Annotated in this window: 14 protein-coding genes, 2 rRNA genes and 1 riboswitch; of the genes, 13 read left to right on the top strand and 3 right to left on the bottom strand. The window is 67.9% G+C overall.

Going from position 1 to position 15,168, the window contains the following annotated elements; translation table 11 throughout:
- Window positions 1–68: ribosomal RNA gene (locus tag YWC_RS31030) — 16S ribosomal RNA — on the bottom strand; the annotation flags it as partial.
- Window positions 69–494: 426 nt separating this feature from the next.
- Here YWC_RS31030 and cobT point away from each other — a divergent pair.
- The 13 genes from cobT to YWC_RS0126100 all read left to right on the top strand — a co-directional run bounded on the left by cobT (window position 495) and on the right by YWC_RS0126100 (window position 13,564).
- Window positions 495–1,529, top strand: coding sequence for a nicotinate-nucleotide--dimethylbenzimidazole phosphoribosyltransferase (gene cobT / locus YWC_RS0126160; RefSeq protein WP_027868002.1), 1,035 nt, complete (start codon window positions 495–497; stop codon window positions 1,527–1,529).
- Between the two features lie 4 nt (window positions 1,530–1,533).
- Window positions 1,534–2,313 (top strand): adenosylcobinamide-GDP ribazoletransferase, encoded by a 780-nt coding sequence (locus tag YWC_RS0126155; protein ID WP_027868001.1) that lies wholly within the window; start codon window positions 1,534–1,536, stop codon window positions 2,311–2,313.
- 2 nt (window positions 2,314–2,315) lie between these two features.
- A complete protein-coding gene (locus tag YWC_RS0126150) occupies window positions 2,316–2,849 on the top strand; it encodes a histidine phosphatase family protein (protein ID WP_027868000.1) in 534 nt (177 codons plus the stop codon).
- Window positions 2,850–2,868: 19 nt separating this feature from the next.
- Window positions 2,869–3,112, top strand: a riboswitch (cobalamin riboswitch).
- Between the two features lie 68 nt (window positions 3,113–3,180).
- Window positions 3,181–5,013: a TonB-dependent receptor domain-containing protein gene (locus tag YWC_RS0126145; RefSeq protein WP_027867999.1), complete on the top strand. Its 1,833-nt coding sequence runs from the start codon at window positions 3,181–3,183 to the stop codon at window positions 5,011–5,013.
- A 26-nt stretch (window positions 5,014–5,039) separates the two neighbouring features.
- Complete coding sequence (locus YWC_RS0126140) at window positions 5,040–6,059, top strand: FecCD family ABC transporter permease (RefSeq protein WP_027867998.1); 1,020 nt, start codon at window positions 5,040–5,042, stop codon at window positions 6,057–6,059.
- A gap of 1 nt (window position 6,060) precedes the next feature.
- Complete coding sequence (locus YWC_RS0126135) at window positions 6,061–6,834, top strand: ABC transporter ATP-binding protein (protein ID WP_027867997.1); 774 nt, start codon at window positions 6,061–6,063, stop codon at window positions 6,832–6,834.
- Window positions 6,831–7,457, top strand: coding sequence for a cob(I)yrinic acid a,c-diamide adenosyltransferase (cobO, locus tag YWC_RS0126130; RefSeq protein ID WP_027867996.1), 627 nt, complete (start codon window positions 6,831–6,833; stop codon window positions 7,455–7,457). Before YWC_RS0126135 ends, cobO begins: the two co-directional genes overlap by 4 nt.
- Entirely contained in the window at window positions 7,457–8,758 is a 1,302-nt protein-coding gene (locus YWC_RS0126125; RefSeq protein ID WP_036216226.1) for a cobyrinic acid a,c-diamide synthase CobB, read from the top strand. The genes cobO and YWC_RS0126125 overlap by 1 nt, the downstream gene beginning before the upstream one ends.
- Window positions 8,755–9,315 carry a bifunctional adenosylcobinamide kinase/adenosylcobinamide-phosphate guanylyltransferase gene (cobU, locus tag YWC_RS0126120; RefSeq protein ID WP_027867994.1) on the top strand — a complete coding sequence of 187 codons (561 nt, stop codon included), beginning with the start codon at window positions 8,755–8,757 and terminating at the stop codon, window positions 9,313–9,315. The genes YWC_RS0126125 and cobU overlap by 4 nt, the downstream gene beginning before the upstream one ends.
- Window positions 9,309–10,253 carry an adenosylcobinamide-phosphate synthase CbiB gene (gene cbiB / locus YWC_RS0126115; protein WP_027867993.1) on the top strand — a complete coding sequence of 315 codons (945 nt, stop codon included), beginning with the start codon at window positions 9,309–9,311 and terminating at the stop codon, window positions 10,251–10,253. Before cobU ends, cbiB begins: the two co-directional genes overlap by 7 nt.
- Window positions 10,246–11,226: a threonine-phosphate decarboxylase CobD gene (gene cobD, locus YWC_RS0126110; RefSeq protein ID WP_027867992.1), complete on the top strand. Its 981-nt coding sequence runs from the start codon at window positions 10,246–10,248 to the stop codon at window positions 11,224–11,226. Before cbiB ends, cobD begins: the two co-directional genes overlap by 8 nt.
- Window positions 11,223–12,092, top strand: a complete 870-nt coding sequence (locus YWC_RS0126105) for a cobalamin-binding protein (protein ID WP_027867991.1) — start codon at window positions 11,223–11,225, stop codon at window positions 12,090–12,092. Before cobD ends, YWC_RS0126105 begins: the two co-directional genes overlap by 4 nt.
- Complete coding sequence (locus YWC_RS0126100) at window positions 12,089–13,564, top strand: cobyric acid synthase (protein WP_027867990.1); 1,476 nt, start codon at window positions 12,089–12,091, stop codon at window positions 13,562–13,564. The genes YWC_RS0126105 and YWC_RS0126100 overlap by 4 nt, the downstream gene beginning before the upstream one ends.
- Here YWC_RS0126100 and YWC_RS0126095 read toward each other — a convergent pair.
- Together YWC_RS0126095 and rrf are read right to left on the bottom strand one after the other, a co-directional pair.
- Window positions 13,558–14,865: a metallophosphoesterase gene (locus YWC_RS0126095; RefSeq protein ID WP_027867989.1), complete on the bottom strand. Its 1,308-nt coding sequence runs from the start codon at window positions 14,863–14,865 to the stop codon at window positions 13,558–13,560. The two genes, YWC_RS0126100 and YWC_RS0126095, sit on opposite strands and share 7 nt — an antisense overlap.
- 174 nt (window positions 14,866–15,039) lie before the next feature.
- Window positions 15,040–15,152 (bottom strand): 5S ribosomal RNA (gene rrf / locus YWC_RS0126090).
- Between the last annotated feature and the right edge of the window lie 16 nt (window positions 15,153–15,168).

Raw genomic sequence — 15,168 nt, 5'->3', positions numbered from 1 at the left:
CGTTCGACTTGCATGTGTAAAGCATGCCGCCAGCGTTCAATCTGAGCCAGGATCAAACTCTTCAGTTCAATCTCTGTTTGTTGACACTTTCGTGTCATCCGTATTGCTACGGAGTCGCTCACTCAAGATACTGACCGTTATCTCATTGCTGAGACAACGCTTAATACTTTTGTGAACATTTGATAATTTAAGTAATCACTGACCGAAGTCAGCGACACCTTCATCAAACGCCCACACTTATCGACTGTTGATTGTTAAAGAACCGTTGTTCTGTTCTGCTATCGCTACGAAGCGTTGTGTTCGTCAGCAGCAGAGAAGCGAGATTATGCTGTGTTTTGCGTTTATCGTCAAGCCCCTCTTTTTTCTCTTTCGCTGTCGCTGCTTTAAAAGCTGCGATGTGCGTCGAAGAAACGAGACTATAGCAAAGCGCGGCGGGACTGACAACGCCTGCGACTATGTTATCGTCGCGTTTTTTCCACCTTATCTCCCCGGCAATGCACCTTCCCCATATTACGCCGACTGCCGATGCGGCCCTGTCGCAGGCACTCCTGGATGCCATCAATAACAAAACCAAACCGCTCGGCAGCCTGGGACGCCTCGAAACCCTGGCCACCCAGCTCGGCCTGATCCAGGGCACGACGCGCATCCGGATCGCGGATCCCGCCATCCTGGTATTTGCGGGCGACCATGGTGTCGTGGCGGAAGGCGTATCTGCCTATCCGCAGGACGTGACCTGGCAAATGGTCGAGAACTTCCTGGCCAATGGCGCCGCCATCAATGTATTTGCCCGCCAGAATGGCTGTGCGCTGCATGTGATCGATGCGGGCGTCAACCACGACTTCGGCGCGCGCCCCGGCCTGCACGACCGCAAAATCGCCAACGGCACGCGCAACTTCGCCGCCGAGCCGGCGATGTCGCGCCAGCAGCTCGAGGCCGCGCTGGAGCATGGCATGGCATTGGCGCGCGACCTGCCCGGCAACGTGGTCGGCTTCGGAGAGATGGGCATCGGTAACACCACCGCCGCCGCGGCCATCATGCACAAGCTGACCGGGCTGCCGCTGGAGCAATGCGTGGGCGCCGGCACGGGCCTGTCGTCGGACGGCATCCGGCGCAAGCAGCAGGTCATCGCGGCCGCCGTGCAACAACATGCCGGCGTCGCCGATCCGCTCGCCGTGCTGGCCACCTTTGGCGGCTTCGAAGTCGCCATGATGACGGGCGCGCTGCTCAAGGCCGCCGAGCTGCGCAAGGTGTTGCTGATCGACGGCTTCATCGTCACCAGCGCCCTGCTGGTGGCCGCCCGCCTGCAGCCGGCGATCCTCGATTACTGCGTATTCGCCCACGCGTCGAGCGAAAACGGCCACCGCCTGATGCTCGATGCGCTCGGCGCCGAGCCACTACTGCAGCTCGGCCTGCGCCTGGGCGAAGGCACCGGCAGCGCACTCGCCCTGCCCCTGCTGCATGCGGCTGCCAACTTCCTGAACGAGATGGCGACCTTCGCCTCCGCGCAGGTCAGCACCGGCGCGCAGTAGGACCATGCAGCAGCTGCGCCTGTTCTTCATCGCGGTCCAGTTCTTCACGCGCCTGCCGATCCCGCGCTGGGTCGGCTTCGAGCAGGAATGGCTGCACCATGCGTCGCGCTACTTCCCGCTGGTCGGCATCGTGGTGGGTGCGATCGCCGCCGGCGTGTACGCCGCCGCTGCACTGGTGTTTCCCGCTGCGGTCGCGGCAGTCCTGTCGACCGCAGCGACCATCTATGCCACTGGCGCCTTCCACGAAGACGGCTTCGCCGACACCTGCGATGGACTCGGCGGCGGGATGACGCGCGAACGCGTGCTCGAGATCATGAAGGACTCGCGGGTCGGCGCCTACGGCGCCATCGGCGTCGTAGGCATGCTCGGCGCGAAGTGCAGCACGCTGGCGATGCTGCCGCCAAGCAGCGCCATCGGCGCCCTGTTGCTCGCCCATCCGCTGTCGCGCCTCGCGGCGACGTCCCTCATCTGGCGCATGGAGTATGCGCGCGCCGAAGGCAAGGCCAAGCCGCTGGCGGAACGCATGACGACAAGCGAATTCGCGATCGCATCCTCGACGGTCGCCATCGCCGCCGCCATCCTGCTCGCAACCGGCGCGCTCGACCTGCGCGCCCTGCTTGCCGCGCTCGTCGCGGGTGTTGCTGCGACCTGGTGGTTGGCCCGCAAGTTCGCGCGCCGCATTGGCGGCTATACCGGCGACTGCCTCGGCGCGGTGCAGCAGTTGGCCGAGGTCCTCATCTATCTTGCCGTGCTGGCCACGCTCGGCCACGGCGCCCTCGCATAAAAATGCAGTTGATCCTGGTGCGCCATCCCCAGCCGGAGGTCGCGCCCGGCCTCTGCTATGGCAGGGCCAACGTTTCGACATCTATCGAAGCGATCACGCAGGTAGCCACCACGCTGCGCGCCGCTGGCCTGCCGGGGCGACTCCCCGTCTACGCAAGCCCGCTCGCACGTTGCGCGACCCTCGCCGCGGCGCTCGACGTCCCGGTCACGCTCGATGCCCGCCTGGCCGAGATGGACTTCGGCACCTGGGAGATGCGCGCCTGGGACGCCATCCCGCGCGCCGAGGTCGACGCCTGGGCCGCCGACCTGCTGCACTACCGTCCCGGCGGCGGGGAGAACGTGCTCGAGGTGGCCCGCCGCGTCGCCGCATTCCGCCAGCAGCTGCGGCATCCTGCGGCGCTCGTCATCTGCCACGCCGGCACGATCCGCCTGCTGTCGGCCCTGCACCAAGGGGGCAGCATCGAACAGGCCGCGTTACGCGCCGCCTCCAGCGCCCACCGCATCGGCTACGGCGAAGTCGTCGTGCTGAAAGACTGACAACGCCGCGCGACCCTGCGTATAATGGCGGCGTTTTGGTGCTCGCGGTCGTGTCCACGACCGCAGTTAAACGGGAAACACGAAGCCCTTCAACAAGGCCAACGTGTGCTGCCCCCGCAACGGTAAGCAAGTGCCGCGCTCGCGATTGATCCGATCAACGAGTTACGCGGCAAACCGTCTTCCATGACCACTGTGCATCCGCATGGGAAGGTCGGACGGCCACACTTGCCAGCCCGGATACCGGCCAAAAGGTGGAAGCGTGCCATTGGTGCGCTTCTGATCAATCTGGCCTACGGGGACGTCGGCTGGTTGTCTTTTGATTGAGCTATTCATGAACTTTCCTGTAACACGGCTTGCGGCCGCGCTGTCGCTCGCATTCGCCTTTGCTGCGCCCGCAGTCGCCCAAACCTTCGATTCGGTCCTCGTCACCGCCAACCGCATGCCGCAGCGCGCGGTCGACGTGATCGCCGACACCACCGTGATCCACGCCGACGAGATCGCCCGTTCCGGCGCCGGCTCGGTGGCCGACGTGCTGCAGCGCCAGCGCGGCATCGAGATCACCCGCAACGGCAGCGCCGGCGCCTCGACCAGCGTATTCCTGCGCGGCGCCAACAGCAACGGGGTCGTGGTCCTGCTGGACGGCGTACGCATCGGTTCGTCCACCAGCGGCGTCGCCGCCTGGAATGCGGTGCCGCTCGGCGCCATCGAACGCATCGAAATCGTCTACGGCCCGCTCAGCACCCTGTACGGCGCGGACGCGATCGGCGGCGTGATCCAGATCTTCACCCGCAAGGGCGACGGCGGTCCGGTCGTCAGCGGCTCGGTCGGCGCCGGCAGCAACGCGACGCGCCAGGCCGACGCCGGCGTGCACGGCTCCGCCAACGGCCTGCGCTACGCCTTCGGCGCCGGCCATGAGGAGTCGGACGGCTTTTCGGCCACGCGCCCGGGCGCCTTCGGCTTCAATCCGGACGAAGACGGCTATCGCCGCCGCAACGCCAATGGCCAGCTGTCGTATGCGCTGACCCCGACCCTCGAAGTCGGCGCCCAATTCCTGCACAGCGACCTGCGCGCGCAGTACGACAGCGGCAGCGCCGCCTACGACGTCCACAACGAGCAAGACCTGAACACGGCGGCGGTCTATGCCACCGGCCAGTTCAGCGCCGCCTGGCGCAGCACCCTGCAATACGCGCGCTCGGACGACAAACTGGGCAGCTTCACCAGCAGCGCCCCATCCGGCGCCAGCCAGATCGACACCCGGCAGGACGAGCTGACCTGGCAGAACAGCATCGCGCTCGGCCCCGACACCCTGCAGCTGCTCTACAGCCACCGCAAGGAGGAAGTGGAATCGAGCGCCACCGCGGACCTGTCGCGCTCGCGCACCACCAACGCGTATGCGGCCGTCTATTCAGCCAAGCGTGGCGCCCACCTGTTCGATGTCAGCGCCCGCCATGACCGTTCGTCTGTCTATGGCAGCAAGAACACCGGAGCCGCCGGCTATGGCTACGATTTTGGCGGAGGCCTGCGCGCCACCGCCAGCGTCGGCACCAGCTTCCGCGCGCCGACCTTCAACGAACTGTACTACCCGAACTACGGCCTGCCGACCAACCGTCCGGAACAGGGCCGCAACCGGGAAGCCGGCCTGCGCTACGACGCCGGCAGCGTGCAGTTCGACGCCACCTACTTCCGCAACCGCCTCACCGACATGATTGTCTCGGCCACGCCCTGCCCGGGCCGTGCCGGCAGCTGCGCCTACAACGTCAACCGGGCCCAGCTCGAAGGCGTCACGGTGGCGGCGCGGACGCGCGTCAGCGGCATCAACCTGCGCGGCAGCCTGGACTGGCAGGATCCGAAGGACCTCACTACCGGCAAGCAGCTGGCGCGCCGCTCGAAGAAGCATGCCAGCTTCAGCGCCGACAGCAGCTGGGGCGTGCTCAAGGCCGGCGCCGAGCTGCAGCTCTCCGGCGAGCGCTTCGACGATGCCGCCAACCGCAATCGCCTCGGTGGTTACGGCCTGCTCAACCTGTACACTACCTGGCAAGTGGCGCCGAACGTATCGCTGCTGGTCCGCCTCGACAACGTCGCCGACAAGCAGTACGAACTGGCGCGCTACTACGGCACCAGCGGCCGCACCTGGTTCGCCGGCCTGCGCTACGGCATCCGCTGACCAAGACGCCACCAAGAAGGAGACCCATGCATCACCCCGCTCAAGCACAGCGCCGGCGCGCCATGCTCGTCATCGGCGCCCTACTGCTGTGCGCCGTCGCCAGCCTGCTGTTCTCCGGCATGACGGGCTCGATCGCCGTGCCGCTGGCCGAGATGCCGGACGCCCTGCGCCAGCTGGCGCAAGGCGAAAGCTCGCTGGCGGCCTCGCTGCTCGAGCTGCGCGCCGGCCGGGCGCTGACGGCCTTCGTGACCGGCGGCGCATTGGCCCTGGCCGGGGTGATGATGCAGGCCCTGCTGCGCAACCCGCTGGCCGACCCCTATGTGCTCGGCATTTCGGCGGGCGCCTCGGTCGGCGCCCTGCTGGCCCTGCTCCTGATGGCCAGCGCCATCGTGGTCGACATGGCGGCGCTGGCCGGCGCGGTGGGGGTATCGATGCTGCTCTACCTGCTGGCCCGGCGCGACCTGCGCAGCGGACTGGCGCTGGAAGCCGGCACCTCGATGCTGCTGCTCACCGGCGTGATCCTGTCCTCGGCCTGCATGGCCCTGGTCACCCTGATGCTGTCGATCGCCCCGGAAGGCCGGCTGCGCAGCATGATTTTCTGGATGATCGGCGACCTGGCCGGCGCGCCGCTGCGCCTGGCGCCGTGGGTGGTGCTCGGCGCCGCCCTGCTGTACGCCCTGCGCAGCGCACGCGCCATGAACGTGGTCGCGCTGCATGCTGAGGCCGCGGCCACGCTCGGCATCCGTGTCGGCAGCCTGCGCAAGGGCCTGTTCTTCGTTTCCGGCGTGCTGACGGCCAGCGCCGTCACCAGCGCCGGCTCGGTCGGCTTCGTCGGCCTGATCGTCCCGCACGCCTGCCGCTTCGCCTTCGGTCCCGACCACCGGGTCTTGATCCCGGCGGCGGTGCTGGCGGGCGGCAGCTTCCTGGTGCTGTGCGACACGCTGGCGCGCACCGTCATCGCGCCGCAGCAGCTGCCGGTCGGCGCCATCACCGCGATCATCGGCGCGCCGGTGTTCCTCTACCAGCTGCACCGTTTGCGGAGGTGAGATGATCTGGACCGAACACCTTGACCTCAAGGCCGGCAACCGCCTGCTGGTGCGCCAGCTCGACTGGGCCGCCCGCCCCGGCGAATGCTGGAGCATCATCGGCCGCAACGGCGCCGGCAAGAGCACCCTGCTGCGCACCCTGGCCGGCCTGCACCGTCCGGATGCCGGCGCGGTGTTCGTCGGCGGCCGCGCGCTCGACGCCTGGGCGCCGGAAGAACTGGCGCGCGAGCGCGCCTTCCTGGCGCAGTCGCGCCACGACGCGTTTTCGTACAGCGCGATCGAGACCGTGCTGTCGGCGCGCCACCCTTACCACGCCGAGCGCTACTGGGAAGGCAGCGACGACCACCAGGCCGCCATGCACGCCCTGGAGGCGATGGAAGTGGCGGACCTTGCCGCCCGCGACGTGCGCACCCTGTCCGGCGGCGAGCGCCAGCGGGTCGCCATCGCCGCGCTGCTGGCACAGGATACCCAACTGTTGCTGCTCGACGAGCCGGCCAACGCGCTCGACCTGGCGCACCAGGTCAGCAGCATGGCCCTGCTGGCCGGCCTGTGCCGCGAGCAGGGCAAGATTGTGGTCATGATCGGCCACGACCTGAACCTTGCCTACCGCATTTCCACCCACGCGCTGCTGTTGATGGGCGACGGTTGCTGGCAGGCCGGCCCGGTCGACGACACCATGCGGCCGGCGCTGCTGGGCGATTACCTCGGCCACCCGATCGAGATGATCGAGCACGGCGGCCGCCGCATATTTCTCCCCCATGAGGCTAGCGTATGAACGAGATGACCCAAGAAGAGACTGCTGCATTGAACGAGCGCCACCGCCAGCGCATGGAACGCAAGAAGGCCGTCATCGACGCAAAAATCGCGGCGGCGGACAAGGAAATTGGCATCGTCATCGTCAATACCGGCAACGGCAAGGGCAAGAGCTCGAGCGCCTTCGGCATGGTGACGCGCGCGCTCGGCCACGGCATGAAGGTCGGCGTGGTCCAGTTCATCAAGGGCGCCATGTCGACCGGCGAGGAAAAATTCCTGCGCCGCTTCCCGGACGAGGTCAGTTTCCACGCAATGGGCGAAGGCTATACCTGGGAAACCCAGGACCGCGAGCGCGACATCGCCAAGGCCGGCGAGGCCTGGGAGCAGGCCAGGCGCTTCCTGCAGGACCCGGCCTACGGCATGGTGGTGCTGGATGAACTGAACATCGCGCTCAAGTACAAATACCTCGACGTGCACACGGTCATTGCCGACCTGCTCGACCGTCCCGTCATGCAGCACGTGGTGGTGACCGGCCGCGCGGCGCCGCCCGAGCTGGTGGCGGTGGCCGACACGGTCACCGAGATGAACGTGGTCAAGCACGCCTTCAAGGCGGGCATCGCGGCCCAAGCGGGGACGGAGTGGTGATGGACCGGGATGCGGGCGCCCGCGCCGTGCTGGTCGCGGCCATGTCGTCGGGCCAGGGCAAGACCAGCGTCACCGCCGCGCTGGCGCGCAAGCTGCTGCGCCAGGGACTGCGCGTGCGGGTATTCAAGTGCGGACCGGACTTCATCGACCCGATGCTGCTCGAACGCGCGTCGGGCGCGCCGGTCCATACGCTCGACCTGTGGATGGTCGGCGTCGAGGAATGCCGGCGCCGCCTGCACGACGCGGCGCGCGAAGCCGATGCGATCCTGATCGAGGGCGTCATGGGCCTGTACGACGGCTCGCCCTCGGCGGCCGACCTGGCGCGCGAATTCGGCGTGCCCGTGCTGGCGGTGATCGATGCCTCGGCCATGGCCCAGACCGCGGGCGCGGTGGCACGCGGCCTGCGCGACTACGGCCCGGTACAGCTGGCCGGCGTGGTGGCCAACCGCATCGCAAGCAAAGGCCATGCGAAGATGGTGGCCTCGTCCTTGCGCGACATTGCGCTGCTCGGCTGGCTGGCGCGCCAGGACACGCCGCTGCCGGAGCGCCACCTGGGACTGGTCCTGCCCGGCGAAGTCGAGGGGCTGGACGCCCTGCTCGACAAGCTCGCGGACGGCCTGCACTTCAACGAGGATGCCTGGAACGCCCTGTCCCTCATGACGCAGTCCGCGCCCGAGTGGCAGGAGGTCGAGCGCCTGCTGGACGGACGGGTCGTCGCCATCGCCCGCGACCCGGCTTTCTGCTTTCTCTACCCCGCCAACCTGGACCTGCTGGAAAAGATGGGCGCCCGCCTGCGCTACTTCTCGCCCCTTGGGGATGAAGCGGTGCCGATTGATGCCGACGCCGTCTTCCTGCCGGGCGGCTACCCGGAGCTGCACTGCGCGGAGCTGGCGCAGGCCGCCAACTGGCAATCGTCGATCCGTGCGACGCATGCACGAGGCGTGCCGATCCTGGCGGAATGCGGCGGCATGATGGTGCTCGCCGACGGCCTCACCGACCAGGAAGGGCAGCGCTGGCCCATGGTGGGGCTGCTGCCGGGCGAAGTGCACATGCAGCCGCGCCTGGCCGGCCTCGGCGCACATGCCATGCCGACCGACCAGGGACCGGTGCGCGGCCACAGCTTCCACTATTCGCGCCTGGAGACCGCGGCGCCGGCGCAGGCGCATACCGTCAAGACCGGCAACGGCGCACAGGGCGAAGCCGTGTACCGCATCGGTTCGCTCACCGCCTCCTACTTCCACGCCTACTTCCCGTCCAACCCGCCCGCCGTGGCCGCGCTGCTCGGCGGGGGCAGCCCATGAGCACTACCCTGGTGCTGGGCGGCGCACGCTCCGGCAAGAGCGCCTACGCCGAGCGCCTGGCCCATGCATCCGGCAAGGAGGTCGTCTACCTGGCCACCTCGCGCGCCGGCGACGCCGAAATGGCGGCGCGCATTGCCCAGCACCGCGCCCGCCGCCCTGCCCATTGGCACACGGTCGAAGAAGAACTGGGACTGGCGGCCGCGCTGAGGGAGCATTGCGGGCCGGGACGCCTGGTGCTGGTCGACTGCCTGACGCTGTGGCTGAGCAACCTGATGTTCTGCGACGGCCGCGCGTGGCCGGAGGTGGGCGAGGTGGCGCTGCCCGAACGCTTTCACCAGGAGCGCGCGGCGCTGCTGGACTTTCTCGATGCCGGCGCCGAAGGCGACATCGTGTTTGTCTCGAACGAAGTCGGCATGGGCATCGTGCCCTGGGGCGCGGTGTCGCGCTGCTTTGCCAATGAAGCGGGCTGGCTGAACCAGGCAGTGGCCGCGCACGCCGATCGCGCGGTGTTCGTGGCGGCCGGACTGCCGCTGGTGCTGAAGGGCGCCGCATGCTGAGCGGGCTGTCGCTGCCGCAGCTGGCCGGCCTGCTGGCGGCGGGCATCCTGCTCGACCTGCTGCTGGGCGAGCCGCGGCGTTGGCATCCGCTGGTCGGCTTCGGCCGGCTCGCGCAGGCTATCGAGCGCCGCCTGAACCGCGGCACCCTGCCCTTCCTGCGCGGGCTGCTGGCCTGGCTGTTGGCCGTGCTGCCCTTGAGCCTGCTGGCCTGGCTGGCGGCGGCGCATGCCGGGCTGTGGCTGCACGCCCTTCTCCTGTACGCCTGCATCGGGCTGCGCAGCCTGCGCGACCATACGATGCCGATCGTCGACGCGCTGCGTGCCGGCGACCTGGAAACTGCGCGCGCCCGCACGTCCTGGATCGTCAGCCGCGATACCCATCAGGCCGGCGAAACCGACCTGGCAAAAGCCGGCGCCGAATCGCTGCTCGAGAACGGCAACGATGCGGTGTTCGGCACCCTGTTCTGGTTCCTGGTCGCGGGCGGCGCCGGCGCCGTCCTGTTCCGGCTGGCGAACACGCTCGATGCGATGTGGGGCTACCGGAACGCGCGCTTCATTCTCTTCGGCCGTGCGGCCGCGCGGATCGACGACGCGCTCAACTATGTGCCGGCGCGGCTGACCGCGCTGTCCTACGTCGTGCTGGCGGGCGCCGGACGCGCACGCGCCTGGCAATGCTGGCGCACCCAGGCGCCCGCCTGGAGCAGCCCGAACGCCGGGCCGGTGATGGCAAGCGGCGCCGGCGCGCTCGGCGTCTCGCTCGGCGGCGCCGCCGTCTACGACGGACAGCTGGAGCAGCGTCCGCCACTCGGCGCCGGTCCCAACGCCACCGCAAGCGACATCGTGCGCGCATGGCGCCTGGTGCTGCACACCACCCTGCTCTGGCTCGGCCTGGCCTGCGCGGCAGCGCTGTTTATCCTGGTATGGGGGCAGCATGCTTGAACACGGCGGCAAGCTGCGCGAGGCTGCGCGCCTGTACGGGCGTGGCGACTGGATCGACCTGTCGACCGGCATCAATCCGCACGGCTATCCCGCCCCCAGCCTGCCTGCCGATGCCTGGCACCGCCTGCCCGAGCCGGATCCGGCACTGGCCGCCGCGGCCTGCGCCTATTACGGCGCGCCTGCCCTGTTGCCGGTCGCCGGCACCCAGGCCGCGATCCAGGCGCTTCCCCGGCTGCGCGCACGCTCGCGGGTCACGGTGTCCAGCCCCTCGTATGCCGAGCACGCGCATGCCTGGCGACAGCAGGGGCACGTGTTGCGGCTCGCTTCCTATGCGGATCTGGACTGCGCGATCGACGGCAGCGAAGTCGTGGTGGTCGTCAATCCCAACAACCCTACCGGCGAGACCATCGGGCCCGAACGCCTGCTGGACTGGGCCGCGCGCTTGGGAAAGCGCGGCGGCTGGCTGGTGGTCGATGAGGCATTCGGCGACACCGATCCGGCGCTGAGCGTCGCCGCCCATGCGGGCCAGCCCGGACTGATCGTCCTGCGCTCGGTCGGCAAGTTCTTTGGCTTGGCCGGGCTGCGGCTGGGATTCGTGGGCGCCGACGCCGCCACGCTGCGCGTGCTCGACGACCTGCTGGGACCGTGGGCCGTCAGCGGTCCGGCGCAGGCGGTGGCCGGGCAGGCGCTGCGCGACCTGGACTGGCAGCGGCAAACTTTCGAACAACTGCAGGCCTCCGGCCGGCGCATGCGCACCCTGCTGGCAGCGCATGGCATTCGGGCCAGCGGCACGCCGCTGTTCCACTGGTGGGCTGAGGCACAGCCGGAGGCCTTCCACACGCACATGGCGGAGCGCGGCATCTGGTGCCGCCTGTTCCGCGAGGCCGGACGCGGCATCCGGATCGGCCTGCCGGCGGACGAAGCGGGATGGCAGCGCCTCGACAAGGCACTTCAAGAATGGAGCAATGGATGAGACGGATGGCGGTTCTGGCAACGGCGCTGCTTGCGCCGGCAGTGGGCGCGGTGACGGTACATGACGACGCGGGCAATGCGGTCACGCTCGACAAGCCGGCGATGCGGGTGATCTCGATGGCGCCGCACGTGACGGAAACCCTGTTCGCCGCGGGCGGAGGCAGCCGCATCGTGGGCGCGGTCAACTACAGCGACTATCCAGAAGCCGCCAAGAGCATCCCGCGCATCGGCTCGAACCGCGAGATCGACATGGAACGCGTCATCAGCATGAAGCCGGACCTGATCGTGGCCTGGATGCACAACAATTCCGAGCGGCAGATCGAGATGGTGCGCAAGCTGGGCGTGCCGGTATTCCTGAGCGACCCGCAGAAGCTGGAAGGCATTCCGGACAACGTGGCGCGCCTCGGCCAGCTGATGGGCACCCAGGCGGTGGCCGATCCGGCCGCGGCGGAACTGCGCCGGCAGCTGGCCAGCCTGCGCAGCCGCTATGCCGGCCGCCCGACCGTGCGGACCTTTTATCAGGTGTGGGACAAGCCGCTGTACACCCTCAGCGGCCGCCACATCATCACCGACGCGCTGCGCCTGTGCGGCGGCGAGAACATCTTCGACAAGCTGACGGTGACCGCGCCGATCGTGTCGATCGAGAGCGTGCTCCAGGCCGATCCCGAAGTCGTGTTCGGCACAGCCGAGAAGAACTACGGCGGCGTCAATCTGTGGAAGCCGTACGCGAGCTTGACGGCGACCCGCAAGGACAACCTGTTCACGGTCGACGGCAACCTGCTCAACCGCGCCGGTCCGCGCATGATCGCCGGGACCGCGGTCCTGTGCGAGAAGCTCGAGCTGGCCCGCCAGCACCGCAGCCGATGAGCGCCCTGCCCTTCCGTACCCTGATGGTACAGGGCACGACCTCGGACGCCGGCAAGAGCACCGTGGTCGCCGCCCTGTGCCGGCTTTTGCGGCGCCGCGGTGTGCGGGTGGCGCCGTTCAAACCGCAGAACATGGCGCTCAACAGCGCGGTCACGAGCGACGGCGGCGAGATCGGCCGCGCCCAGGCCCTGCAGGCGATCGCAGCCGGTGTCGAGCCGCACACCGACATGAACCCGGTCCTGCTCAAGCCCTCCAGCGACACCGGCGCCCAGGTGATCATCCATGGCCGCGTGCGTGCCGAGATGAACGCGCGCGACTACCACCAGTACAAGACCGTGGCCATGGCGGCGGTGCTGGAATCGCATGCGCGCCTGCTGTCGCAGTACGAAGCGGTGGTGGTCGAAGGCGCGGGCAGCCCGGCCGAGATCAACCTGCGCGACCGCGACATCGCGAACATGGGATTCGCGGAGGCGGTCGACTGCCCGGTCATCCTGGTCGCGGACATCGACCGCGGCGGCGTGTTCGCCCACATCGTCGGCACGCTGTCCTGCCTGTCGGCGTCGGAACGCAGGCGGATCGTCGGCTTCGTCATCAACCGCTTCCGAGGCGACATCAGGCTGCTCGAGCCGGGCCTGGAGTGGCTGAAGGAACAGACCGGCAAACCGGTGCTGGGCGTCCTGCCCTATCTGCACGGCATGTACCTGGATGCGGAAGACGCGGTGCAGCCGGCGCAGTTCGGCAAGGGAAGCTTTCGCATCGTGGTCCCGAGCCTGCCGCGCATGAGCAACCATACCGACTTCGATGCGCTGCGGGCGCATCCGGACGTGGACCTGCGCTTCGTGCGCGCCGGCGAGGCGATTCCGCCGGCGGACCTCATCATCCTCCCGGGCAGCAAGAACACGCGCGGCGACCTGGCCTGGCTGCGGGCGCAGGGCTGGCCTGCCCATCTGGCGCGGCACCTGCGCTATGGCGGCAAAGTCATCGGGATCTGCGGCGGCTTCCAGATGCTCGGCCGTTCGGTCGCCGATCCGCACGGGGTGGAAGCGGAACCGGGTATATCGGAAGGGCTCGGGTTGCTCGAGGTCGACACCGAACTGGCGCGGGACAAGCGGCTGGCGCAGGTCAGCGGGCAGGCAAGCATGGGCGGAGGATCTCCGTTCGGCCTGCGGGGGTATGAGATCCACATGGGCGTCTCCACGGGCGCCGCCTTGGCGCGGCCGGCCTTCGTGATCGACGGCCGCAGCGAAGGAGCGTGTTCCAGTGACGGCCAGGTGCTGGGCACTTACCTGCACGGGGTGTTCGATCATCCCGAAGCCGGGGCTGCCTTGCTGGCCTGGGCCGGGCTGCACAGCAGCCGGGTGGTCGATACCGCGCTGCTACGCGAACAGAGCATCGACCGCATCGCCGACGCGACGGCGCCTGTCCTCGACAGGCTGCTGGCGGTGCTGTCGCCGGGCGCCGTGCCTCAATAAGGCTGGGGAATCTGCGACAGCGCGTAGTGTGACATCACCATGTGCTTGAGCATGGCGAGGTCGCTTGCCGCGAACAGGCTGAAGGGACGGGTCAGGCGCTGCCCGCCCTGTTCCTGCAGTTGCCGTGCGGCGCCCGTCGGCACCACGATGGGGTCGCCATTGCTGATCAGGAGCGCTTCGGAGCGCGCCGTATTGCTGTTGACGTCGATGGCCCATACCCTGCCTTCGTGCAGCGCCGTCACACGCTCGACCAGGGTATGGCCGACGACGATCGACTTCGCACCGAAGTGGGCGAGCACGTCGTCGACCTGGGCTGCCGTCGCACGCGCGAACCGATCCTCGCCGTCCTCGAGGTAGCCGCGGTACTGGGTCAGCCCTGCCGGGCCGACCACGGCGTCGAGCTCCGCCTTGCTGGGCATGTCACCCAGCCAGTAACGCCGCATCGCGCTATTCAGGTTATTTACGGTGAAGCCGGCATCGGCCACCAGCGGATTCACGCCGCCATGGGTGATCACGGTACGCCCGCTCTTGATGATGACGGGCTGCAGGCGCAGCCAATGGCCGATCAGCGTGTCGGGCCCGAAGGCATCGAGCTGGCCGCCCATGCGCGTCAACGCATACAAGTGGTCGCGGTTGGCGCGTGAGGTATTCCCGCGCAGCAGATACTGTTCATGGTTCCCGAGCACGAGGTGGACGGCGCCGCCGGCATCCTTCGCCTGCAGGCTGAGCGCATAGAGACGCCACAGGACGGCGAACACGTCGCGGCCGCGGTCGACGGCATCGCCGGCGATCACCAGGTGCCTGTCGCCATAGGTCCAGTTGCCCTGCGCATCGGTGACGGCCAAGGACGTGAGCGCAGCGTCGAGAAAGCGAAGATTGCCTTCGATGTCGCTGAGAATGAGCGTGTCGGATGGGGTATCGAACACGGCATCCGCCACCGCCGGCGTACGCGCAATCGGGAATACCCTGCGTTTTCCCGCGCAGTCGATGACGAGATCCGTGCCGGCACCCGCCAGTTGCTGCACCTGGTTTTCGCAGAACCAGGTGGCCGTCCAGCTGCCGTCCGCCTTCCTGCGGACGACCGGGCCGTCGAGAAAGCCCGGGATGTGGACCTTGTCGCCGGTTCCCGCAAAGGTGTTGAAGCCTGCCATGCCGATTCCAATCGGCACCAGAAGACGCCGGTGAGCACCGTGCTCGGTCAACTCGACGCTCGCGTTGGACAGGGCGAGGCCCAAGGCGGCCAGGAGCAGGACGACTGTGGCGCCGATACCGCGGAGAAGATAGCTGCGCGTCTTCTTCATTGTTATTTCGAGTAATCAAGAAAACAAGAAGTGTAGCGTAGCAATAGTTGGCGAGGGCTATGTATTTATGTCAATGAGCGGCAAATGCGTCATTACATGCGGGAAGGATAGGAAGGGCGCAGAAAAGCAAAAAGCCCGCTCAGTCGATACTGGGCGGGCTTTGCTTTATAACTAGCCTGACGATAACCTACTTTCACACTGGTTGCAGCACTATCATCGGCGCAAAGTCGTTTCACGGTCCTGTTCGGGATGGGAAGGGGTGGGACCGACTTGCTATGGTCATCAGGCTTTGACTTGTCGTGA

Origin of the sequence: Massilia alkalitolerans DSM 17462 (genome assembly GCF_000427785.1) — a bacterium.
Lineage (GTDB): Bacteria > Pseudomonadota > Gammaproteobacteria > Burkholderiales > Burkholderiaceae_D > Telluria > Telluria alkalitolerans.
The sequence above is the reverse complement of the archived record's forward strand: the minus strand, read 5'-3'. Positions and strand labels throughout refer to the sequence as shown.